This window comes from Azospirillum brasilense (assembly GCF_001315015.1).
Lineage (GTDB): Bacteria > Pseudomonadota > Alphaproteobacteria > Azospirillales > Azospirillaceae > Azospirillum > Azospirillum brasilense.
In genome coordinates this window covers 1-21257 of record NZ_CP012917.1, presented here as the reverse complement: position 1 = coordinate 21257, position 21257 = coordinate 1, and the positions used below count along the sequence as shown (strand labels likewise).

20 protein-coding genes and 2 pseudogenes are annotated in these 21257 nt (G+C 69.9%); 11 read left to right on the top strand and 11 right to left on the bottom strand.

Going from position 1 to position 21257, the window contains the following annotated elements; translation table 11 throughout:
* Positions 1–64 precede the first annotated feature (64 nt).
* Positions 65–2368, bottom strand: a complete 2304-nt coding sequence (gene glf / locus AMK58_RS25000; RefSeq protein ID WP_059399593.1) for a UDP-galactopyranose mutase — start codon at positions 2366–2368, stop codon at positions 65–67.
* 430 nt (positions 2369–2798) lie between these two features.
* Here glf and AMK58_RS29985 point away from each other — a divergent pair, with 430 nt between their 5' ends.
* Positions 2799–3338, top strand: a complete 540-nt coding sequence (locus tag AMK58_RS29985) for a ribbon-helix-helix domain-containing protein (protein WP_244621413.1) — start codon at positions 2799–2801, stop codon at positions 3336–3338.
* A gap of 84 nt (positions 3339–3422) precedes the next feature.
* Here AMK58_RS29985 and AMK58_RS24990 read toward each other — a convergent pair whose 3' ends face one another.
* From AMK58_RS24990 to AMK58_RS24980, 3 genes are read right to left on the bottom strand one after another with little or no spacing between them, the layout of a single operon-like run.
* Entirely contained in the window at positions 3423–4994 is a 1572-nt protein-coding gene (locus tag AMK58_RS24990) for a GMC family oxidoreductase (protein WP_035682792.1), read from the bottom strand.
* Positions 4995–5022: 28 nt separating this feature from the next.
* Entirely contained in the window at positions 5023–5589 is a 567-nt protein-coding gene (locus AMK58_RS24985) for a twin-arginine translocation pathway signal (protein ID WP_051140965.1), read from the bottom strand.
* A gap of 56 nt (positions 5590–5645) precedes the next feature.
* Entirely contained in the window at positions 5646–6041 is a 396-nt protein-coding gene (locus tag AMK58_RS24980) for a VOC family protein (RefSeq protein ID WP_035682787.1), read from the bottom strand.
* 192 nt (positions 6042–6233) lie between these two features.
* On the opposite strand from AMK58_RS24980, the gene AMK58_RS24975 reads away from it, so the two are divergent.
* A complete protein-coding gene (locus AMK58_RS24975; protein WP_059399592.1) occupies positions 6234–6629 on the top strand; it encodes a hypothetical protein in 396 nt (131 codons plus the stop codon).
* Between the two features lie 17 nt (positions 6630–6646).
* Here the strand turns inward: AMK58_RS24975 and AMK58_RS24970 are convergent, their stop codons facing one another.
* Positions 6647–6871: a YjiS-like domain-containing protein gene (locus tag AMK58_RS24970; RefSeq protein WP_079285271.1), complete on the bottom strand. Its 225-nt coding sequence runs from the start codon at positions 6869–6871 to the stop codon at positions 6647–6649.
* Positions 6872–6988: 117 nt separating this feature from the next.
* Here AMK58_RS24970 and gcvA point away from each other — a divergent pair, with 117 nt between their 5' ends.
* Positions 6989–7909 (top strand): transcriptional regulator GcvA, encoded by a 921-nt coding sequence (gene gcvA / locus AMK58_RS24965; RefSeq protein WP_079285270.1) that lies wholly within the window; start codon positions 6989–6991, stop codon positions 7907–7909.
* A gap of 29 nt (positions 7910–7938) precedes the next feature.
* Positions 7939–8481 (top strand): ankyrin repeat domain-containing protein, encoded by a 543-nt coding sequence (locus AMK58_RS24960; protein ID WP_059399589.1) that lies wholly within the window; start codon positions 7939–7941, stop codon positions 8479–8481.
* Here the strand turns inward: AMK58_RS24960 and AMK58_RS24955 are convergent.
* From AMK58_RS24955 to AMK58_RS24945, 3 genes are read right to left on the bottom strand one after another with little or no spacing between them, the layout of a single operon-like run.
* Complete coding sequence (locus AMK58_RS24955) at positions 8478–8945, bottom strand: periplasmic heavy metal sensor (RefSeq protein WP_059399588.1); 468 nt, start codon at positions 8943–8945, stop codon at positions 8478–8480. The genes AMK58_RS24960 and AMK58_RS24955 overlap by 4 nt on opposite strands.
* Positions 8942–9373 (bottom strand): hypothetical protein, encoded by a 432-nt coding sequence (locus AMK58_RS24950; RefSeq protein WP_035682775.1) that lies wholly within the window; start codon positions 9371–9373, stop codon positions 8942–8944. Before AMK58_RS24950 ends, AMK58_RS24955 begins: the two co-directional genes overlap by 4 nt.
* Positions 9370–9969 (bottom strand): RNA polymerase sigma factor, encoded by a 600-nt coding sequence (locus tag AMK58_RS24945; protein WP_051140964.1) that lies wholly within the window; start codon positions 9967–9969, stop codon positions 9370–9372. The genes AMK58_RS24950 and AMK58_RS24945 overlap by 4 nt, the downstream gene beginning before the upstream one ends.
* Before the next feature lie 207 nt (positions 9970–10176).
* Here AMK58_RS24945 and AMK58_RS24940 point away from each other — a divergent pair, with 207 nt between their 5' ends.
* The 4 genes from AMK58_RS24940 to AMK58_RS24930 all read left to right on the top strand — a co-directional run bounded on the left by AMK58_RS24940 (position 10177) and on the right by AMK58_RS24930 (position 15108).
* Positions 10177–12816: a tetratricopeptide repeat protein gene (locus AMK58_RS24940; protein ID WP_059399587.1), complete on the top strand. Its 2640-nt coding sequence runs from the start codon at positions 10177–10179 to the stop codon at positions 12814–12816.
* Entirely contained in the window at positions 12813–13937 is a 1125-nt protein-coding gene (locus AMK58_RS24935; protein WP_059399586.1) for a glycosyltransferase family 9 protein, read from the top strand. The genes AMK58_RS24940 and AMK58_RS24935 overlap by 4 nt, the downstream gene beginning before the upstream one ends.
* A gap of 203 nt (positions 13938–14140) precedes the next feature.
* Complete coding sequence (locus AMK58_RS31725; RefSeq protein ID WP_257722163.1) at positions 14141–14266, top strand: hypothetical protein; 126 nt, start codon at positions 14141–14143, stop codon at positions 14264–14266.
* A gap of 140 nt (positions 14267–14406) precedes the next feature.
* Positions 14407–15108 carry an SDR family oxidoreductase gene (locus tag AMK58_RS24930; RefSeq protein WP_035682752.1) on the top strand — a complete coding sequence of 234 codons (702 nt, stop codon included), beginning with the start codon at positions 14407–14409 and terminating at the stop codon, positions 15106–15108.
* A gap of 79 nt (positions 15109–15187) precedes the next feature.
* Here AMK58_RS24930 and dctP read toward each other — a convergent pair whose 3' ends face one another.
* The 3 genes from dctP to AMK58_RS24915 all read right to left on the bottom strand — a co-directional run bounded on the left by dctP (position 15188) and on the right by AMK58_RS24915 (position 18503).
* Positions 15188–16219: a TRAP transporter substrate-binding protein DctP gene (gene dctP, locus AMK58_RS24925; protein WP_051140962.1), complete on the bottom strand. Its 1032-nt coding sequence runs from the start codon at positions 16217–16219 to the stop codon at positions 15188–15190.
* 131 nt (positions 16220–16350) lie between these two features.
* Positions 16351–17553, bottom strand: a complete 1203-nt coding sequence (locus AMK58_RS24920; protein WP_051140961.1) for an MFS transporter — start codon at positions 17551–17553, stop codon at positions 16351–16353.
* A gap of 53 nt (positions 17554–17606) precedes the next feature.
* On the bottom strand, positions 17607–18503 hold the full coding sequence (locus AMK58_RS24915; RefSeq protein WP_051140960.1) for an HpcH/HpaI aldolase/citrate lyase family protein: 897 nt from the start codon (positions 18501–18503) through the stop codon (positions 17607–17609).
* A gap of 135 nt (positions 18504–18638) precedes the next feature.
* Between AMK58_RS24915 and AMK58_RS24910 the strand changes: the two genes are divergently transcribed.
* From AMK58_RS24910 to AMK58_RS24900, 3 genes and pseudogenes are all read left to right on the top strand, one after another.
* The gene (locus AMK58_RS24910; protein WP_035682750.1) at positions 18639–19136 is read left to right on the top strand and encodes a MaoC family dehydratase; all 498 of its coding nucleotides are present in this window, start codon (positions 18639–18641) and stop codon (positions 19134–19136) included.
* A 66-nt stretch (positions 19137–19202) separates the two neighbouring features.
* A pseudogene (locus tag AMK58_RS31990) lies at positions 19203–20608 on the top strand (MmgE/PrpD family protein).
* 23 nt (positions 20609–20631) lie between these two features.
* Positions 20632–21255: pseudogene (locus AMK58_RS24900) on the top strand (acyl-CoA dehydrogenase family protein); the annotation flags it as partial.
* Between the last annotated feature and the right edge of the window lie 2 nt (positions 21256–21257).

Sequence of the window (21257 nt, the reverse complement as noted above, 5' to 3'; positions counted from 1 at the left end):
GCTTCGCAGGGGAGGGAAGGGGCCCGCGGCGAAGCCGTGGGAAGGGTGGGGGCAAGGGATGCGCCTAATCCCCCATCCCCGCGACCCGCACCTCCCGCTCCGCGCCCAGCGAGCCGAAGGCCCGCGCGGCGGCGGCGAGACCGCGGCTCTGCTGCTCCTCCTTCTCCAGGCGGGCGTAGACCGCCAGCGCCTGCGCCACCACCTGGTCCATGTTGTAGTAGCGGTAGGTGCCGAGCCGGCCCAGGAAGATCACGTCCGGGGTGTTGTCGGCCAGCGCCTGGTACTTGCGGAACAGCTCCTGGTTCTCCGGGCGGGGGATCGGGTAGTAGGGATCGCCCTGCGCGGCGGGATACTCGTAGGTGATGCTGGTCCTCGGGTGGCTTTGCCCGGTCAGGTGCTTGTACTCGGTGACGCGGGTGTAGGGCACCGCCTCCGACGGCTCGTTCACCACGGCGACGGGCTGGAACCACTCCCGGTCGACCGTCTCGTGCCGGAAGGTCAGGGAACGGTAGGGCAGCTTGCCGAAGCGGTGGCCGAAATACTCGTCGATGGGGCCGGTGAAGACGATGCGGTCATAGGCGATCTCGTCCCGCACGTCGTCGAAATCGGTGTTCAGCATTACCTTGATGTTCGGGTGGTCGAGCATGCTCTCGAACATCCGCGTGTAGCCGTTCAGCGGCATCGCCTGGAAGCTGTCGCCGAAATAGCGGTCGTCGTCGTTGGTCCGCGTCGGCACGCGGGCGGTCACCGCCTTGTCGAGCTGCGACGGGTCGAGGCCCCACTGCTTGCGGGTGTAGCCGCGGAAGAACGTCTCGTACAGCTCCCGCCCGACGGCGCCGACCACCACGTCCTCCGAGGTGCGGACCTCGGCCACCGGCTCCGCCCGGCTCTTCAGGAACTCCGCCACGCCGGCCTCGTCGAGGTCCAGCCCATACAGCTGGTTGACCGTGGTCCGGTTGATCGGGATGGGGACGAGGCGCTCGTCCACCCGCGCCAGGACGCGGTGCTCGTAGGGGCGCCACTTGGTGAAGCGCGACAGATAGTCGGCGACCGGCTTGGCGTTGGTGTGGAAGATGTGCGGGCCGTAGCGGTGGATCAGCACGCCCGCGTCGTCGTAGTGATCGTAGGCGTTGCCGCCGATGTGCGGACGCCGGTCGATCAGCAGCACCCGCTTGTTCAGCCCCGCCGCCAACCGCTCCGCCAGCACGCTGCCGGCGAAGCCCGCCCCGACGATCAGATAGTCGAAGCCGGAGCGGCGGCCGGCGGCGCGCCCGTTGACATGCTTGGCCGGATGGATCGCCGGCGTCGGGCGGTGGGCCGGCGGCGCGGCGCGTCCGCGCTGGCGGGCCTGCTCCATCAGCGTCTTCATGCGGCCCTGCGTCTTGTCCCAGGACATGTCGCGCAGGACATGGTCGGCGGTGGCGCGCAGACGTTCCGGGTCGGCGGCGTCGGCCAGAGCGGCCTCGACGGAGGCGACGAAATCCTCCGGCGCGTCGGCGATGCGGACAACGCCGCTGTCGCCATAGCCGCGCACCACGTCGGTGATCGAGGTGGAGACGACCGGGCGCCCGGCGGCCAGATATTCCGGCGTCTTGGTCGGGCTGATGAAGCGGGTGGACTCGTTGCGCGCGAAGGGCATCAGGGCGACGTCCCAGCCCGCCAGATAGTGCGGCAGGTCGTCGTAGCTCTTCGGGCCGAGATAGTGGATGTTCGGACGGTGGGGCAGGTCGGCCGGGTCGATCTTCACCACCGGGCCGACCAGGACGAACTGCCAGTCGGGCCGGGCCGCGGCAGCGGCGTCGAGCAACGCGATGTCCAGCCGCTCGTCGATGACGCCGTAGAAGCCGAGCCGCGGGTGCGGGATGGCCGCCTGATCGGCGGGCTCCTCGACGATGCCGCGGGCGGCGGCGAAATGGGCGATGTCGACGCTGCTGGGGAACGCGTGGGCGTTGGGGTGCAGGGTGCGCTTGGCCTCGTAGAGGCTGACGCCGCCGGTGAACACCACGTCGGCCCGCGCCATCAGCTGACGCTCGCGCTCGACCAGCTCCGGCGGGGCGCCGTGGAAGGCCGACAACTCGTCCATGCAGTCGTAGACCACCAGCGCTCCGCGCAGATGGCCGGACAGGCCGAGGCTCATCGGCGTGTAGTACCAGAGGATCGGATCGGTTACCCCTTCCTCGGCCAGATAGCGGTCGAGAAGCTGGCGCTGGGCGGTGACGGCCGCCTCGCCGTCCATGCCGGCGGGCAGGCGGGGCACCAGGACGAGGACGCCCTCATCCTCGCGCACGTCCAGCCAGGGCTCGGGCGTGTCGTTGTGGATCGGCTCCTCGACGAACAGCACGCGGTGGTCACGCGCGAATCGCGACATAAGGTGTTGTGGACGCTGATAAACGAAGCTCCAGCGCAGGTGCGAGAAGCAGATCAGGGTCTGCGAGGGCTGGGTGGTGAAATCGGAGTGTGGAGAGTCGGCGGTCGGACGTGTTCTTTTTCGGTTTCTGCCGATTGGGAACTGGTGTTGGCCGGCCCAACTCATGTTTCCATCCTCTCTTCAATGACGTGTCGTCGGGTTGCCGCCGGGGAATTCGCCACGAATACAGTGGATTTTTGCGGCGCAGCGGAATGGCGTCGAAAACCGGAAACCAATAACGGGGTCGGCAGGGGTGGGTTCCGTGACAGAAATGCGTTGTGGAAAACGGTTCCCCATATTCTCAGCGCTCGTTCTTTTGCGCCGGGTTGGCTGAGGTAAGCGCATATTTCAGCGGGCGGGGGTGGTATCCGGGGAAGACTGGGCGTCTCCAGTGCTTTTCGACGCGCGCGGATTCGGTGATGTTTCTCTCTCTTCACTCGACCTGGGCGGGTTCCGTCTTTCGGAAGTTAATGCGCATTACGGATTTTCCGTTCATAGTGCATTCAAGGAGTCGGGGAAGTTTGGAAGGAGACGAGGGATGTGCCGAATTTTTGCCGGTCAGGACCCGGAGCGCTTCCGCATGGTAACCCGGCGGGTCCGCCTCAGCGGTCACTCGACAAGCGTCTGTCTGGAAGCGGCCTTCTGGGACGCGCTGGAGGAAATCGCGGCGATGCAGGGCGTCTCTCTGGGTCGCTTCTTGTCAAAGTTGCACGACGAAGTCTTGGCCCGCGGAGTGGAGCGGCGCAATTTCGCCGGCCTGCTGCGCTGCGCTTGCCTGACCTACGCCCAGGAAGTGAAGGGCCACCGCCCCTGCGTGGAAGAACTGGAGCGGGAGGCGCGCACCGATTTCGCCGCGGTGGCCGCCGCCGTCCTTCCGGTGGGAATTGCGGCCTCTTTTCCCGCCCCGGAAAAAGAACGCGAGACGGCCTGAGCGCAAAAGAGTGCCCCCCTCCTCCGTCCGGAAGAGAGGGGCTGTAATCCGCGAAGCCTCCCGAATAATGGGACAGAACAGCGATCAGATCGCGTTCTTGGCCATTTGGCCGGCGATGTAGTCGGCTTGGCGCAGCGCCAGCGCGACGATGGTCAGGGTGGGATTTTCGGCCCCGCCGGTGGTGAACTGCGAGCCGTCGGAGACGAACAGGTTCGCCACGTCGTGGGTCTGGCCCCACTTGTTCACCACGCCGTCGCGCGCCTTCTCGCTCATCCGGTTGGTGCCCAGATTGTGGGTGGACGGGTAGGGCGGCGTCGGGAAGCTGCGGGTCGCCCCCACCGATTCATACAGCGCCATGCCCTGCCGGTAGGCGTGCTGGCGCATGGCGACGTCGTTGGGGTGGTCGTCGAAATGGACGTTGGGGACGGGCATCCCGTACTTGTCCTTCTTGTCGGCGTGCAGGGTGATGCGGTTGCTTTCCTGCGGCATGTCCTCGCCGACCAGCCACATGCCGGCCATATGGTCGTAGCCGTCGAGCGCCGAGGTGAATTCCCGCCCCCAGGCGCCGGGGTCGAGGAAGGCGGCCATGAAGGGCAGGCCGAGCGACAGGGTCTCCATCTCGTACCCGCCGACGAAACCGCGGTCGGGCTTGTTCTTCGCCTCGTCGCGGATGATGCCGGCCATGGTGGTGCCGCGGTACATGCGCACCGGCTTCTCGAACACGCCGTAGACCGAGCCGGTCATGTGCCGCATGTAGTTCCGCCCCACCTGTCCGGAGGAGTTGGCGAGACCGTCCGGGAACAGGGAGGACGCGGAGTTCAACAGCAGGCGGGGGCTTTCGATGGAGTTGCCGGCCACCGCGACGATGCGGGCCTTCTGGCGCTGGATCGCCCCGTCCTTGTCGGCGTAGACGACGCCGGTCACCTTGCCCTTGGCGTCATGCTCGATCTTCAGCACCTGGGCGTTGGCGCGGACCTCCAGCTTGCCGGTCTCCTCGCCCTTGGGAATCTCGGCGATCAGGGTGGACCACTTCGCCCCGGACTTGCAGCCCTGGAAACAGAAGCCGATCTGCTGGCAGGAGCCGCGCCCGTCGCGGGGCTGTGAGTTGATGGCCATGTTGCCGGTGTGGCACTCCGTGTAGCCCATCTTGTCGGCGCCGGCCTTCAGGACCTTGAAGTTGTTGTTGCCGGGCAGGCCGGGGATGCCGTTGGTGCGGGTGACGCCCATGCGGTCCTCCGCCTTGGCGTACCAGGGCTCCAACTCCTCCAGCGTGATCGGCCAGTCCAGCAGGTTGGCGCCGGCGACCTCGCCGTAGGCGGTGCGCGTCTTGAACTCGTGCGGCTGGAAGCGCAGCGACGCACCCGCCCAATGCACGGTGGAGCCGCCGACCGCCTTGACGATCCAGGCCGGCAGGCCGGGGAAGTCGCGTGACACCCGCCAGCTTCCCGAGGTGGTGCGCGGGTCGAGCCAGGAGATCTGGGCGAAGCTGGCCCATTCGTCGTTCTGGAAATCCTCCATGTTGTGGCGGCCGCCGGCTTCCAGGATCACCGTCCTGATGCCCTTCAGCGCCAGTTGGGTGCCCAGCGTGCCGCCGCCGGCCCCGGAGCCCACGATCACCACGACGCTGTCGTCGTTCAGGTCGAATTTCGCTGCCATGGCTGAAACATCCTTCCTGAGCCGGTGGTCAGAGCCACTCGATGTCGTTGAATCCGCGGTCGATGTAGCCGCCCTTGGACGCGCTCTCGCCCTCGTAGCCGAAGAGCGGCCAGACCTCCTGGTTGTTGTAGATTCCGGTGACCAGCCCGCCGCGCACCGTCTGGAAGAAGGGGTCGGCCTCGATCTCGTGCAGCAGCCGGACCCGGTCGGCCTCCCAGCCGACCTCCGCGTAGGGCGCGTCGTGCTTGGCCTTGGCCAGCCGGTCGAGCTTCGCCATGCCGGACTCGTACAGCTCCTTGAGGGCGGCGTCGGCGGCCGCCTTCTCGTCCTGCGCCTTCATGGCGACGGCGTAGAAGCGGTCGGCCAGCCGGTCGTGCGGGTAGATGTCCCGCGACACCCGGATCAGCGAGCGCATGGTGTCGGGCGCCAGCGCCTTGGTTTCGTACCCCCAGGCCTCGCGCGGGCAGAGGATCGCCCCGCCCGACACCAGGATGGCCGTCGCCGCGGCGGCGGTGGCTGAGGCCGCCAGGAAGGCGCGCCGGTGCATGGTGGGGTTCGGGGCGGGTTTTGCTGTTGTGCTCGTCGGAGAACGCATCGCTTCCTCCCAAGACCGATTATGATTTTTGCTTCGAGTGCCGCACGCACCTGGTGTCAGCGGTAGCGGCCGTGGCGCTGGAGGACCTCGATCTTGTAGCCGTCGGGGTCCTGGACGAAAAAGAAGCGGGCCATCAGCGCGCCGTCCCGCGCGAATTCCTTGATCGGGTTGGGGCCGTAGCCGAGCGCGGTGAAGCGCCGGTGTTCCCCGTCCAGATCCTCGACGCAGACGGCCAGATGGCCGTAGCCGTCGCCATGCGCGTAGGGTTCGGTGCGGCCGTGGTTGATGGTCAGCTCGATCTCGAAGTCGTTTTCGGCGTTGCGCAGATAGACCAGGGTGAAGCCGTCGAAGGCGTAGCGGTCGGCGCATTCCAGGCCGAACGCGCGGGCGTAGAAATCCCGCGACCGCTCCTCGTCGAGGACCCGGATCATCATGTGGATGGCCTTGGCCATGGGGGCTGGCTCCGTTCCGGTTGGTGGCTCCAGCATGAATGTTAGTGATGCGGATTGTCCGTGTGGCAGTAAGTATCTACTACAGGCCCGACGCGAAGGGGGTAGCCCGGTCGGCGGTCGCTCATCCCTGCTTTCGGGACGGCGTTCCGGCCGCGATGGCGTATCCTCACGGCCTGGAAAAAGGAGCTTCCCATGCGACACAGGACGGGCCGCCCCCTCGCCGCGGCGGGTTTCGCCACGCTGGTGCTTATGGCTGCACCGGTGGCCCAGGCCGCGTCGCCAACATCGGAGGGGAGGGCGGAGTGGCGCGGCTGGCTGTCCGACAGCGCGGGCGGGCTGCGTGATGGGGCGGAGCGCGCGATCATCCTGGGCGGCGCCCTGCTGTACCAGAACCGGCATACGGTGGCGGGGCTGACGCTCGGCTGTCTGGCCGGCGGAGCGGTGGGGGCGACGGGCGCCGTCGCGGCGGGGGCGGCGACTGGCGGGGCCGCCCTGCCGGCGACCGGCCCGGCCGCGGCGCTGGGCTGTGCCCTGGGTGCTGCGGCGGGTGGCGCGATGGGCCGCCCGCTCGACCGGCCGATGGAGTAGGTTGGATCAGACGGACATCACCGCCTCCAGAACGGTTTGTCCATCTCCTCGCGCGCCGCCGCCTCGTCGAAGCCGAGGTCGGCCCAGAGATGCGCGTCCATGCGGGCCAGGGCGCGGCGCAGCGCCCGCCGCTCCCGCCAGCCGGTCAGGTGGGAGAGCCAGGAGCCGGCCTTGGGGTTGGCGGTGGGGCCGGTGGTCGTTCCGCTGCGCCGCTTGTCGTGCGTTCCGCTCATGCTCGTCATGCGGCCCTCCCGCCGGTCGGTCATTCCTCGAAGCCGGAAAATCGCGTGTCGGTGCGTGGACGACAAACCATGCTTTCTCATAGGATGGATGAGCGAAAGTCATCCATGGAGCATCCGATGCGGCGTGCCCTGCCGCCCCTTCACGCTCTGCGCGCCTTCGAGGCGGCGGCGCGCCACGAGAGCTTCTCCAAGGCGGCGGACGAGCTGTGCGTGACCCAGGGTGCGGTCAGCCGGCAGATCATGGGGCTGGAGGAGTGGCTGGGCGTGCCGCTGTTCCGGCGGCTGACCCGCCGGGTCGAACTGACCGACGACGGGCGCGCCCTGCTGCCGGTGCTGTCGGAGTCCTTCGACCGCATCGCCGGGACGGCGGCGCGGCTGGCGGCGCGGGGGCGGGATTTGCGGATCAAGGTGGCCTTCTCTTTCGGCATCCGCTGGCTGATGCCGCGGCTGGTCCGCTTCCAGGCGCGCCACCCCGACGTGCAGGTGCGGGTGACCGTGGCCTGGAGCAGCGGGCTGGAGTTCGACCCGCAGGAATTCGACGCCGCCATCCCCTATTGTCGGGAGGTGCCGCCCGGCTTCTCCGCCGTGGAGGTGCTGCCGGAGCGCTTGACCGTCGTCTGCCCGCCGGCCCTGGCGGAGCGGCTGCGGGTGCCGATGGACCTCGGCGCCATCCCGCTGCTGCACGGCTGTTCGGAGGGGCAGGACTGGCGGGCCTGGCTGGCCGCGGCGGGGCTGCCCTTCTTCGAGGCGCTGCGCCAGGGCGCGGTGTTCGACGCCATGGACCCGGCGATGCAGGCCGCCGCCGCCGGCATGGGCGCCACCGTCGCCGACCGCATGCTGTGCGCCGAGGATGTGGCGGCGGGGCGGCTCGTCCTGCCCTTCCCGGAGATCGAGGCGTCGTCCGGCAGCTATTGGTTCGTCTGTCCGGAGGGGATGCAGGACCGCCCGGCCGTCGCCGCCTTCCGCGGTTGGCTGCAGGAGGAAGCGCGCGGCGAGACGGCGCAACAAAGCGCTGCGGCGGTTGTTTCCCCGGTTTGAGCCGAAACCTTGACCGGGGGAGCGCCGCCATGGGAGCGCAGGGGGAGCCGCAACGGGAGCCGCGCAGGGAACTCGATGAGGACACCATCGCCTTCGCCGGGAAGCTGTTCCACTGGGCGCGGTCCGGCGGCACCGCCGAGCTGACCGAGCTGCTGGAGATGGGCCTGCCGCCCAACCTGCGCAACGACAAGGGCGACAGCCTGCTGATGCTGGCCAGCTACCACGGCCATGCCGAATTGGCCCGCAACCTGATGCGCCACGGCGCCGATCCGGAGCTGGCGAACGACCGCGGGCAGACGCCGCTGGCCGCCGCTGCCTTCAAGGGGGATGAGGCGGTGCTGCGGGTTTTGCTGGAGGAGGGCGCCGCCGTGGACGGCTGCGGGCCGGACGGGCGGACGGCGCTGATGACCGCCGCCATGTTCGACCGCGTCGCGATGGTGGAGTTCCTGCTGGCCCGCGGCGCCGACCCCGACGCGCGGGATGCCCGCGGCCTGACCGCCCGCGAGGCGGCCCTCGCCATGGGTGCCGCCAACGCCGCCGCCCGGCTGGCGCCGGGCGGACAGGCCGTTTAACGGGGCGGACCCATTTCCATCAGCTTGCGGCGCCCCTCGGGCGACAATTGGCCAAGCACCTCGATCACGCGGCTGTCCATCCGGCCGCGCAGCTCGGCCTCGGTCGCATGGGCCTGTTCGAGCGAACGGCGCAGGCCGTCCGGGTCAAAGGTTGGGGCTTTTATGCTGTCGCGGATCTGGCGGCGCATCGCCTCCATGTTCTGATGCATGCGCTCGATCGCCGTGCGCTCCGCCTCGTATCCGCGCCGCAGGACCACCGCGTCGGCGGGGGACAGCTCGCGCTCGGCCCGTTCGACGAAGCGTGCGATTCCCTGACCGGGATCGGGCGGCGGCGGTGGAGGCATGAGGTGCAGCGCCTGCGCGGCGAGGATGCCGCCCAGGAGCATATTCATGCCGAGCGAACCGACCAGCAGGTACCAGGGCCAGCGGCGCGGGGCGGCGGGACCGCCGATGGGACGGCTCATCGGATCGCCCCCAGATAACTGCTGTTCACCACCACCTCCGCATAACCGTTCGCTTGGGCGCCTTGCACCGGCAGGACCCCCTGGGATGCGGCGAGGAAACCCGCCATCCCCATGACCGCGAGGAATCCCGCGGTCGGCCAGAGGCGCATGGGTGGTGCCGACAGGGTCCAGGGGGCGGGGGCACGCTCCATCGGCGGCGCGTCCAGCCGTGCCGCGATGCCGTTCATCACCCGCCGCACGCCGTCCTCGTCCACCGACGGGGCGGCGCGGTCGAGCAGGGCGTCCAGCGCCGCAGCGTCGGCTAGGATGGCCCGCGCCTCGGCGGAGTCTTCAAGAAGGGTCAGGGCATCGACGCCGTCCGTCGCGGGCCAGCGGTCGATGTCGCCGCCGTAGAGGTCGGCGAAGCGCTTGAACTCTTTGAGTGTCATTTCTCGTCGCCGTCCTTCTGACGGATCAGGGAGTTGAGACGGGTGCGGACCACACGCCGCGCCCGGACCAGCAGGCTTTCCATAGCCGAGACCGAGACGTTCAGAACCTCCGATGCTTCCGCACAGCTCATCTCCTGGTAGTAGCACAGGCTGAGCGCCGCCCGCTGCCGTTCCGGCAAGGCGGTGATCGCCGCGTCCACCGCCGCACCGAGTTGGCGTTCCGCCAGCATCCCGTCGGCGCCGATGGCCGGGTCGGCCACCTCCACCGCGTCGTCCAGCGGCTGGAAACGCCTGCGGCGGCGGTAGTCGATCGAGCGGTTGACGACGATGCGGTAGAGCCAGGTGGAAAACCGGGTCCCGTCGCCGCGCCAGCGGTCGGCGTGCGTCCAGATCTGCAGGAAGGCGTCCTGCACGACCTCCTCCGCGTCGCTCGCGTTGCCGACCACCCGGTGGGCGAGCGCGAGGCTCCGGCGCAGGTGCCGGCGGGTCAGCCGGTCGAAGGCCGCCCGGTTCCCCGCGGCCGTTTCGGCCATCAGCGATTCGTCGTCATCCTCGTCGATCACCGCCACACGGCCATCCTCTGCTCCTTCCTGCATCCTGGCCTGCATCCGGGGCCGTCCGGCCGGCTCCAGGGAGCCTGTTGGTGGTGATACGCGGGCGGTCGGGAACTCCTGCGCGGTCCGGACCGAAAATTTGCTGGCGGACGATCCCGGCGGCATCAAGGCATTCGTACCCGCGGCGGTGCCGGCGCGCTACACTGCGCCCCCCGAAGCCCCGTCCGCGGGCCAGACACACGGACCGTCATGAGCGCCAGCCGCGATTCTTTCCCCTCCACGCTCCAGGAGACGCTGGCCCAGGCCGTCGTCCATCACCAGAACGGACGGCTGGCGGAGGCGCGGCCCCTCTACGAGCGGGTGCTGCGCCAAGTGCCGGAGCAGAGCGACGCATTGCACCTGCTGGGCCTGCTGACGGCGCAGGCCGGCGATCCGGAATTCGGAATCGCGTTGATCCGCAAGGCCGTGGCGAAGGATGGCGCCCAGCCGGTCTTCCGCCTCAACCTGGGCCGCGTTCTGGAGGCGGCCGGGCGCTGGGCGGAGGCCGCGGAGGCCTACGGCCACGCCGCCCGCCTCGCCCCGTTGGTCTCCGATCATCACCGGCTGGAGGCCGCCGCCCACGCCAAGCTGGGCCGGGCGGCAGCGGCGGCGCGGGCCTTCCGCCGCCTGCTGGCGTTGGCGCCGGAGGATGGGGAGGCCACCAACGCGCTGGCCGACACGCTGTACGATCTGGGGTGGCCCGGCCCGGCGGCGGACTGGTACGGGCGGGCGTCGGCGCTCGCTCCCGGTGAGGTGCTGGCGGTCTACAACCAGGGAGCCGCGCTGCGTGACGCCGGGCGCCCGCGCGACGCCCTCGCCGCCTTCCGCCGCGCCGCCGCCCTGGCGCCGCTGCTCGTCCAGGCGCAGGAGCAGGTGACCGGCCTGTGCCACGCGCTGGACGATAGGGCGGGTGTGGCGGAGGCGGGGCGGCGGCTGATGGCGCTGGAGCCGGGCCACGGCGAGGGTGCGAAGATCCTGGGCGCGGCGCTGGCAGCCGCGGGGCCTTGGCGGGAGGGGGCAGCGTGGCTGGAGCGGGCGGCAGTGCTGACCCCGGCTCCCGACGCCCTGCTGGTGCTGGGCAATTTGTGGCAGGAGCGGGGACATCCCGCGGCGTCGCCGCGTTGCTACCGTCGCGCCTTGGCGCTGGCCCCGGACTCCGCGACGGCGCTGACCGGGCTTGGCATGGCGCTGTCGGCTTTGGGACGGGTGGAGGAGGCCGCGACCGCCGCCCGCCGCGCCGTCCGTGCCGACCCGGAGGAAGGCGGCCACGCCCTCAACGCCGGGGCCGTCCAGCACCGGGCCAAGCGCCACGAGGAGGCGCGGGCCTGGTTCCGCCGTGCGGTGGTCTTGCAGCCCGACGGGGCCGCCGGCTGGACCAACCTCGGCTCCCACGCCATCGACGCGGGCGCCTTCGACGACGCGCTCACCCTGCTGCGGCGGGCGCTGACCCTGCGCACGGCGGAGCGGGAGGCGCTGGCCAGTTCCAACCTGGGCGTCGCGCTGATGGCGCTTGGCCGCCATGGCGAGGCGGTGGCCGCCCTGCGCGCCGCGCTGGACCGCGCGCCGCAGGATGCGGAGGTGCGTTCCAACCTGCTGTTCTGCCTGTGCTTCGCTGAAGGGGGCGACCTCGGCGCGGTGTTCGAGGAACACCGGCGCTTCGAGCGCGCCGTGATGCCGGTGCCGCCCGCCGCCCCGCGCTTCGACGCGGTGGACCGCGATCCGGAGCGTCGTCTGCGCGTCGGTTACCTGTCACCGGATTTCCAGCGCTATCCGGGGCCGGGCTATCACTTCCTGCTGCCGCTGATCGAGCGCCACGACCGGTCGGCGGTGGAGGTGACCTGCTATTACGTGGACCTGCCGAAGGACGCGGCGACGGACCGCTTCGCGGCACTGGCCGACCGCTGGCGCGCCGTCGCGGCCCTGCCGGACAGCGAGTTGGACCGCCTGATCCGGGCGGACGGCATCGACGTGCTGGTGGACTGCGGCGGGCACATGTCGCGCAACCGCATGCCGCTGTTCATCCGCCGCCCGGCCCCGGTCCAGGTCAGCCTGCCGCTCTACCCGAACACGACGGGCCTGACGGCGATGGATTACCAGTTCTCCGACCACCGCTTCGCCGCACAGAGCGCGGACGCCCTGCATACGGAAAAGCTGATCCGTCTGCCGGGAAGCGTGCTGTGCTACCGCCCTGCGGAGTCTGTCGTCACTCTGCCCGCCCACCCGCCGGTCGAGACGGCGGGAGTGTTCACTTTCGGTTCCTTCAACAACCTGACGAAGCTGAACGCCTCCACGCTGGCGCTGTGGGGGCGGGTGCTGGCGGCGGTGCCGGAGGCGCGGCTGATGCTGAAATGGCGGGGGCTGTCCGGCGGCGGGGTGGCGCGGCGGGTGCTGGACGCCTTCGCTGCCCATGGAGTCGCGGAGTCGCGGCTGCTGCTGCGCGGCACCGCGCCGGACCCTTACGAGGATTATCGGCTGCTCGATTGCGCGCTGGACCCCGTCTTCGCCAACGGCGGGACGACAACCTGCGACGCGCTGTGGATGGGGGTTCCGGTGCTGTCCATTGCGGGGGAGGCGATGATCTCCCGCTGGGGCGCCACGATGCTCGGCAGCGTCGGGCTGGACGCGCTGGTGGTGGAGCGCGAGGACGATTACGTGGCGCTCGCCGTCCGGCTGGCCACGGACCGCGCCTTTCTGGAGGCGCAACGCGCGGGCTTGCGCGAGCGGATGGCGCGCTCCCCCCTGATGGACGAGATAGGGTACGCCCGGGCGGTCGAGGCCGGCTACCGCATGGCGTGGCGGCGCTGGTGCGCCGGCTTGCCTCCCGCCCGTATCGACATGAGCGCGGCATGACGGACGCCGTCTTCGACCTTTCATCCGCCCAGCGCATCCTGGTGGTGAAGCTGGACGAGGTGGGCGACTTCGTGCTCGCCACGCCCTTCCTGCGCGGTCTGCGGGCCTCGGCGCCACAGGCGCGCATCGTGCTGGCGGTGCGCCCGGCGGTGGCCGACCTCGCCGAAACCTGCCCGCATGTCGACGCGGTGGTGGCGCCTCATCCGAAGCCGGCCGGGGGGATCGACCTGCGCGGCGTGACGCCGGGCGGCGCGGCGGCCTTCGCGGAGGCGTTCCGCGCCGGCTTCGACCTGACGCTGGTCCCCCGCTACGATTTCGACCGCCACGGCGCCACGGCGCTCGCCGCGAACAGCCGTGCCCGCGCCGTTGTTGGATTCTCTGAGGCGGTCACGCCCTGGAAGGCGTCGGGCAACGCCGGCTTCGACCGCGCCTACACCCACCGGCTGACGCCCCCGCCGGGACGCCACGAGGTGGAGCAGAACCTCGCTTTGCTGCGCTTCGCCGGCGGCGTGCCGGACGGCGCCGGGGTGGAATTGCACCTGACCGCGGAGGACCGGGCGGAGGCTGCCCTTTTGCTGGCCGATGCGGCGGGGGAGCGGATCATCGCCGTGGCGCCGGGGGCCGCCGCGTCGCGTCGCGAATACCCGCCGGAGCGGCTGACGGCGGTGGTCGCCGTGGTGGCGATCGCGCTCGGCGCGCGGGTGGCGGTTCTCGGCACGGAGCTGGAGCGGGCGGCGGCGGAGCGGATCGCCGCAGCCCTGCCGGGGCGGGTCACCGACCTCACCGGGCGGACCGGGCTGCGCTCGGCGGCGGCGGTGATCGAGCGGACGGCGGGGCTGATCGCCATGGATTCCGGTCCGGCCCATCTCGGGGCCGCCGTGGGCGTGCCGGTCGCCGTCTTCTCCTGCCATCCGGAGGGTGGGGACCCCAACCACGTCCACGCGCCGGAGCGCTTCCGGCCCTGGTGCGCACGGGCGCTGGTGTTGCGGCCCGTGGCGGCGCTTGCGCCCTGTCCGCCGGAAAGCTGCACGGCGGCGGAGGCGCATTGCATCGCCTCGATCCCGCCGGAGCTGGCGGCGGCGCAAATCCTTGCTTTGTTCGGCGAGGGCGTGTCGCCTTGAAGCGTCCATCGGTCCCTGTGGCCGATGGGCAACCTTTGACGGTCCCGCCCCGGCAAAGCCCTTTCGGAGTGCCGCTTTCCGGCCTGTGGCGGCGCTGCATCACCCCCCGATATTTCGCGATACGGAAGCCACGCCCCTGGCACGAACGCCCTCGGAAACCGTATCTTATATGCATTGCAACATCAGCCGGTCCGTGAGGGATCATGAAGTCGTTCTTGTCCTCGCTTCAGCGGGATTGGGCGTCCTGGAGCCCGGTCGAGCGTTTCGTCGCCGTCGGCTTCGTCACGGCGGCTCCGGTCGCGTCTCTGGCTTTCCTGCTCACCCTCTGACCGGCCCTGAATCCGGCGCTGTCCTTGATCGGCGCCCGAAGGCACACGCACGCTTCCCTTGGCCCCGTCCTGCGTCCGGTGCGATACAGGAGGAGAGAAGGAACGGACGAACCGTTCCGGCAGGAGAGGGATGACGAATCATGGGCGATAAGGTTGCCATCATCACCGCGGGCGGCAGCGGCATGGGGGCTGCGGCGGCGCGGCGCCTCGCGGCGGACGGATTCAAGGTCGCGGTGCTGTCCTCCTCCGGCAAGGGCGAGGCTCTGGCGGAGGAGTTGGGCGGGATCGGCGTGACCGGCTCGAACCAGTCCGCCGAGGATCTGGAGCGTCTGGTGAGCCGGACGATGGAGCGCTGGGGCCGCATCGACGCGCTGGTGAACAGCGCCGGCCACGGCCCGCGAAAAGGCCTGCTGGAGCTGACCGACGAGGACTGGCACAAGGGGATCGAGGTCTATTTCCTGAACGTCGTCCGGGCGGTCCGGCTGGTGACCCCGGTCATGGTCGGGCAGAAGGGCGGGACGATCATCAACATCTCGACCGCCTGGGCCTTCGAGCCGAGCCCGATGTTCCCGACCTCCGCCGTCGCGCGGGCCGGGCTGGCCTCCTTCACCAAGCTGTTCGCCGACCAGTACGCCGCCGACAATGTGCGGATGAACAACGTGCTGCCCGGCTGGATCGACAGCCTTCCGGCGACGGAGGAGCGGCGCCAGGGCGTCCCGATGGCCCGCTACGGCAAGAGCGAGGAGATCGCGGCGACCGTCGCCTTTCTCGCCTCCGACGGGGCCGGCTACATCACCGGGCAGAACATCCGGGTGGACGGCGGCCTCATGCGGTCGGTCTGAGCACGCATAAAAAAACGGTGCGGATGGCGCTCCTTCCGGAACGCCGCCCGCACCGCGAGGTGAAGCGAGGGGGATCGCCTCAGCTCTTGTTGCCGACGATGGCCTGATACTGCTTCCAGATCTCAGGGTAGCGCCGGACATAGTCCTGGTTGACCTTGTTGGCGATCTCGCGGAACTTCGCCTGCTCCGCCTCGGGCGCCACGGCCAGACGCCCGCCCTGGGCGATCATCTGGTCCATGGTCTTCTTGTCGGCGTCGATGGCGCGCTGCCACTGCTTGGCGATGATCTCGTTGGTGGTCGTCTCCACCACCTGGCGCAGGTCGTCGGGCAGGCCCTTCATCCACTTGTCATCCACCAGGACCGAGTAGGTGAGCAGGCTCATGCCCGGCACCAGCGAGGCGACCTTGGCGGCGTTGGTGCCGACCATCTCCCAGCCGCCGGCGGAGGTGTAGATGCCGTCGATGGCGCCCTGCATCAGCGCCGCCGCCATTTCGGAGGCGGGCATCGACACCGGGCTGGCCCCGAAGTCGCGCATCAGAAGCTGCAGGACGCGCCCGCCGGTCAGGCGGATCTTGCTGCCCTTCAGGTCGCCGACGGAGTCGACCTCCTTGTCCTTGAACAGGAAGATCAGGTCGGCGGTGCGCATCAGCCCCATGACGCGGATGCCCTTGTCGGCCACCAGACCGGACAGCAGCTTGGAGACCTCTTGCGCGGTTTCCGGCTTGGACATCGCGGCGTCGGTGACGGCGAAGGGCAGGTTCACCACGCCGTACTGCGGGGCGATGCTCTCAAGCTGCACGCTGACCGGCCAGACCATGTGCACGGCGCCCGACCCGAGGGCGGCGACGGCGTCCTTGTCCTTGTAGAGCGTGCCGGAGTGGAAGACCTTCGGCTTGATGCGGCCCTTCGAGCGCTCCTCGATGAGGGCGGCATACTCGTCCATCATCTTGGCGGTCCAGTGGGACGTCGCGATCTCGTCCGTCATCACCATCTCGACCGGCGCCGCCTGTGCGCGGGCCTGGCCCGGCGATCCGGCGGCCAGCCCGGCCACCGTCATTCCCACCAGCAGCGTCTTCGCCCAGAATGGCCTGAACAGCGACGGATTGAACATCGGCTTCCCTCCCAAGATTGCGTTCGGACGCTTCTGGCCCGCTTGTCCGAACGATCATAGGGGAAAACAGTGGGGAGTGCCAACATTATTGTACGGACAACTATGCGCGATGGGGCCTATGGCCTTTGCCGTCAGCTTTTGCGGCGCGACCAGAACAGGACGGCCGCCGCCCCGGCCAGCGGGAAGGCCATCATCAGGGCGAAGGTCTCGCCGTAGCTGCCGACCGTGTTGAACAGGGTGGCGAACAGCGCCGGCCCGACGACCACGCCGGAGAAGGTGAACATCAGCGCGCCGCCGGTCGCCGTGCTGGCCGTTCCCTTCGGGGCGACCCGCGCCACCTCCGCCAGGAACACGCCGTTCCAGCCGATGGCGGCGATGCCGAACACCGTCAGAACACCGATCACCGCGGGCACCGGCCAGCTCGGCCCCAGGCCGGCGGTGGCCAGTGCGGCGCTTGCGGACAGCACGCCGATGCCGCCCAGCACCGCCACGCCGGAGCGCAGCCGGTCGGCCAGCAGCCCCCAGCCGATGCGCGCCGCCGCCCCCGCCGCCTGCATCACCGACACGGCCAGCCCGGCGGACACGATGGACCAGTGCAGGTCGTGCACCAGCATGTTCACCGTGAAGGCCATCAGCGACAGCTGGATCGCCGAGAAGAAGAAGCCCATCAGGGCGAAGCCGCGGAGCGCCGGCACCCGCCAGACCAGCCGCGGCCCCTCCATCAGGTTGCCGCGGATCGGCAGGCCGGGGCTGCGGTCGTCGTCCCACACCCGGCGGCCCGGCGCGAAGAGGGCCAGCAACAGCGCGAACATGCCGGCCACCGCCAGCGCCGCCCCGCGCCAGCCGGCGATCTCGCCGATTCCCGGCAGGGTCAGTCCGGCCAGCACGCCGGCCAGCGGCACGCCGGTCTGCTTCAGCGAGAAGACCAGATTGCGCCGGGCCGGCGGGGTGAAGCGGTTCAAGAGGTGGGAGGAGGAGGGGTTCACCAGCCCGTAGCCGATGCCAAGCAGCACCGACGCCAACGCCGCGACCCACAGGAAGCCGGTGGCGATGCCGAGGCAGCCCACCAGCCCCAAAGCCAGCGCCAGGACGCCCACCGTCCCGGCACCCCAGCGGCGGACCACCAGCCCGGCGAAGGCCGACACCAGGGCGGCGGCGCTGTAGATGACGCTGATCTGGTAGCCGACCGCCTCCGACCCCACCCCCAGCGAGGCGGCGGCCAGCGGGGCGACCGTCGCCAGCGTCAGGACCGACAGGGTGGCGACGGTCTGGACGCTGGTCACCTCCGCCAGCAGCAGGGGAAAGGGGGCGGGCGGGGTTTCTTGCGTGGTCATGGGGGTCCGTACAAGTGGCGGTGGCGCGGTGCGCATGAACGGTCAATCCCTGGCTACAGCATTCCGGCGCGGCGGGCCAATGCCAGGATTCGATGGGACCCCAGCACCAGGGGCCGCTCGACCAGTTTGCCGTCCAGCACGCAGACCCCGCCGCCCGCGGCCTCGAAGGCGGCCAGGACCCGCCCGGCGCGGAGAACCGCCTCCGGCGACGGGGTGTAGGCGTCGTGGATGGCGGTGATCTGCTTGGGATGGATGGCCGAGCGGGCGGTGAAGCCGTGCAGGACGCTGCGCGCCAGCTCCTGGCGGTAGCCCTCCTCGTCGTCCAGCGCGATCCACGGCATGTCCAGCGCGTCCAGCCCGAAGCGGGCGGCGGCGTGGACGATGCGGGTGCGGGCCTGGACCAGCGGCTCCCAGGACAGCGGCACGCGCAGCTCCGCCGACAGGTCGGCCCCGCCGAACATCAGGAAGGACAGGCGGGGGGAGGCCGCGGCGATCGCCATGACGTTCTCCAGCCCGTCGGCGCTCTCGATCAGCGCGCCGAGCGCGCCAGGCAGATTGCGCTCGTCGAGAAGCCCGGCGGCCAGCCGGACGTCCTCGGCCCCGTCCACCTTCGGCAGCAGGACTCCCGCCCAGCGCGGCGCAGTACCATCCGGAAGATCGGTCAAAGCGAGGATGTCGAGCAGGCCGGTGCGGCTGCGCACCGAATTGGTTCGAACGAAAACCGCTGGGCCGCCCGCGCCGTCATGTTCCCGAAGGAAGGCGCCGACGGCGGCGCGGGCGCTGTCCTTGTCGCCGGGGGCTACCGCGTCCTCCAGATCGATGATGACCGCGTCGGCACCGGCTCCCAGGGCCTTGGCGAAACGGTCGGGACGGGCGCCGGGAACGAACAGGTAGGAGCGGCGGACCGGCGATTCCGGCGCCGTTGCCGGGGTTTGCGGATTGTTGGCCATGAAAACGCTTTCCAAGGGTGAGGGGGCGTGCTATTTGTACGTACAACATGCTATCACACGCGCTGAACATGTCACCTTGAAATGATCGGCGCCCCGCACTCATCCCTCCGATCCGCAGACAAGAGACGCCCGCCCATGCCCGATGTTCAGGAACCGCGGACCATCGTCGCCGACCTTGGCCGCTACCTTGAGGATTTCACCGTCGGTGATGTCTACGAGCACCGCCCCGGCCGGACCATCACCGAAGCGGACAACATCCAGTTCAGCCTGCTGACGATGAACCGCCACCCCATGCACTGCGACCATGCCTTCGCCGAGAAGTCGGAATTCGGCAAGCCGCTGGTCAACAGCGGCCTGACCCTGGCCATCGTGCTGGGCATGACGGTGGACGACGTCTCCTACAAGTCCGTCGCCAACCTCGGCTGGAAGGAGATCAAGCTGGTCGCCCCGGTCTTCCCCGGCGACACGGTCTACGCGCGCTCCAAGGTGCTGGACGTCCGCGAATCCAAGAAGCGCCCGACCCAGGGCATCGTGACCACCTACACCGAAGGCTACAAGGCCGACGGCACGGTCTTCGTGACCTTCGAGCGGGCCAGCCTCGTCCCCAAGCGGGGCCACGGCATCGGCGACTGATCCGGACAATCTGAAAGGATCTGTCCGAAACCACTGATGGCCCGAGAAGAACAAAAGGGAGGAACCATGCCCGCCACCGATTCCGCCACCAACTCGATCGCCGCCACGCTGGCGGCCTTCGTCGCCGACACGCCCGACGACGCCATTCCGGCGGAGGTCCGCACCCGCGCGCCGCACCACATGCTGGACGCCGTGGGCATCGCGCTCGCCTCGACCCGCTACGACTTCGCCCACAAGACGCTGACCGCCCTGCGCGGGCTGGCGGGGGAAGGGCCGGTGCCGGTGATCGGCATGCCCGCCTCGCTGCCCGCCCGCGACGCGGCGACGGTCAACGGGCTGCTCTGCCACGGCCTCGACTACGACGACACCCACATCGGCGGTGTCATCCACCCGACCGCCAGCGTGATGCCCGCCGTCCTGTCGGCGGCGGCGATGACCGGGGCGGACGGCCGTTCCGTGGTCAGCGCCTATGTGCTGGGCGTCGAGGTGGCGGCCCGGCTCGGCGCGGTGGCGCGCGGCGGCTTCCATCAGGTGGGCTTCCACCCGACGGGCATGATCGGTGTCTTCGGCTGCGCGCTGGCCGCCGGCCGTCTGCTTGGCCTGACCCGCGCGCAGCTCGCCGCCGCCCAGGGCATCGCCTTGTCGATGGCGAGCGGCAGCCTGGAGTTCCTGGAGGACGGCGCCTGGAACAAGCGCCTGCATCCCGGCTGGGCGGCGGCGGCGGGCATCACTGCGGCGCGCTGGCCCGCGAGGGCTTCACCGGCGTCACCCGCCCCTACGAGGGCCGCTTCGGCCTGTTCAATGCCTATCTCGGCAAGGAGGCCGGGCGCGCCGATCTGGGCATCGCCACCGCCGGCCTCGGCGAGACGTGGGAGCTGATGGCGACGGCGATCAAGCCCTACCCGGCCTGCCACTTCACCCACGCCTGCGTGGACGCCGCCCTGGAGCTGCGCCGCGATGGCCTCGACCTCGCGCGCATCCGCCGCATCGAGGCGCTGGTGCCCGAGCAGGTGGTCAAGACCGTCTGCGAGCCGGAGGCCAACAAGAAGCGGCCCTCCAACTCCTACGACGCGCAGTTCAGCGTGCCCTTCCTGGTCGCCGCCGCGCTGGTGCGCGGTCGCCTGACCCTGGCGGAGCTGGAGAACGACGCGCTGGGCGACGCGGCCATACTCGACATCGCGTCGAAGGTGTCCTACCGCCATGACCCGGACTCGCCCTTCCCCAAAGCCTATTCGGGCGAACTGGTCATCACGCTCGACGACGGGCGGGAACTGCGCCACCGCGAGCACATCAACCGCGGCGCCGCCGACCGCCCGCTGTCCAACGCCGAGATCGTGGACAAGTACCGCGGCAACGCCGCCATGACCGTGAACGAGACCGCCGCGGCGCGCATCGCCGACGCCGTCCTCGGCCTCGACGCCAGCCCGCGCGCGGCGGACTCGCTGTCCGTGCTGTCGCCGTCCGTCCGCTGACCAATCAATCCGGGAAACACGCCATGAGCGACGCCAACACCATGACCGACGCGGAACGCGACGAGCAGGACCGCCTGATCCTCGACAGCGTGGACCGCTTCCTCGACCGCCACGTCCGGCCGGTCGCCTTGAAGCTGGAGCATGACGACGCCTACCCCGACGAGATCGTCGAGCGGATGAAGGAGTTGGGCCTCTTCGGGGCGACGATCCCGGAGGAGTACGGCGGGCTGGGCCTGCGCCCCTCGACCTACGCCAAGATGATCGAGCGCATCTCATCGGTGTGGATGTCGCTGTCCGGCATCATCAACTCGCACCTCATCATGGCCTTCATCGTCACCAAGACGGGGACGGAGGAGCAGAAGGCCGCCTTCCTGCCGCGCTTCGCCACCGGCGAGCTGCGCGGCGGCCTCGCTCTGACCGAGCCGGACTGCGGCACCGACCTCCAGGCCATCCGCACGGTGGCCAAGCGCGACGGCGACGACTACGTCATCAACGGCTCCAAGACCTGGATCACCAACGGCATCCAGGGAAGCTGCTTCGCCCTGCTGGTCAAGACCGACCCGACGGCGCAGCCCCGCCACAAGGGCATGACGATGTTCCTGGCCGAGAAGGGGCCGGGCTTCAAGGTCAGCCGCAAGCTGGAGAAGCT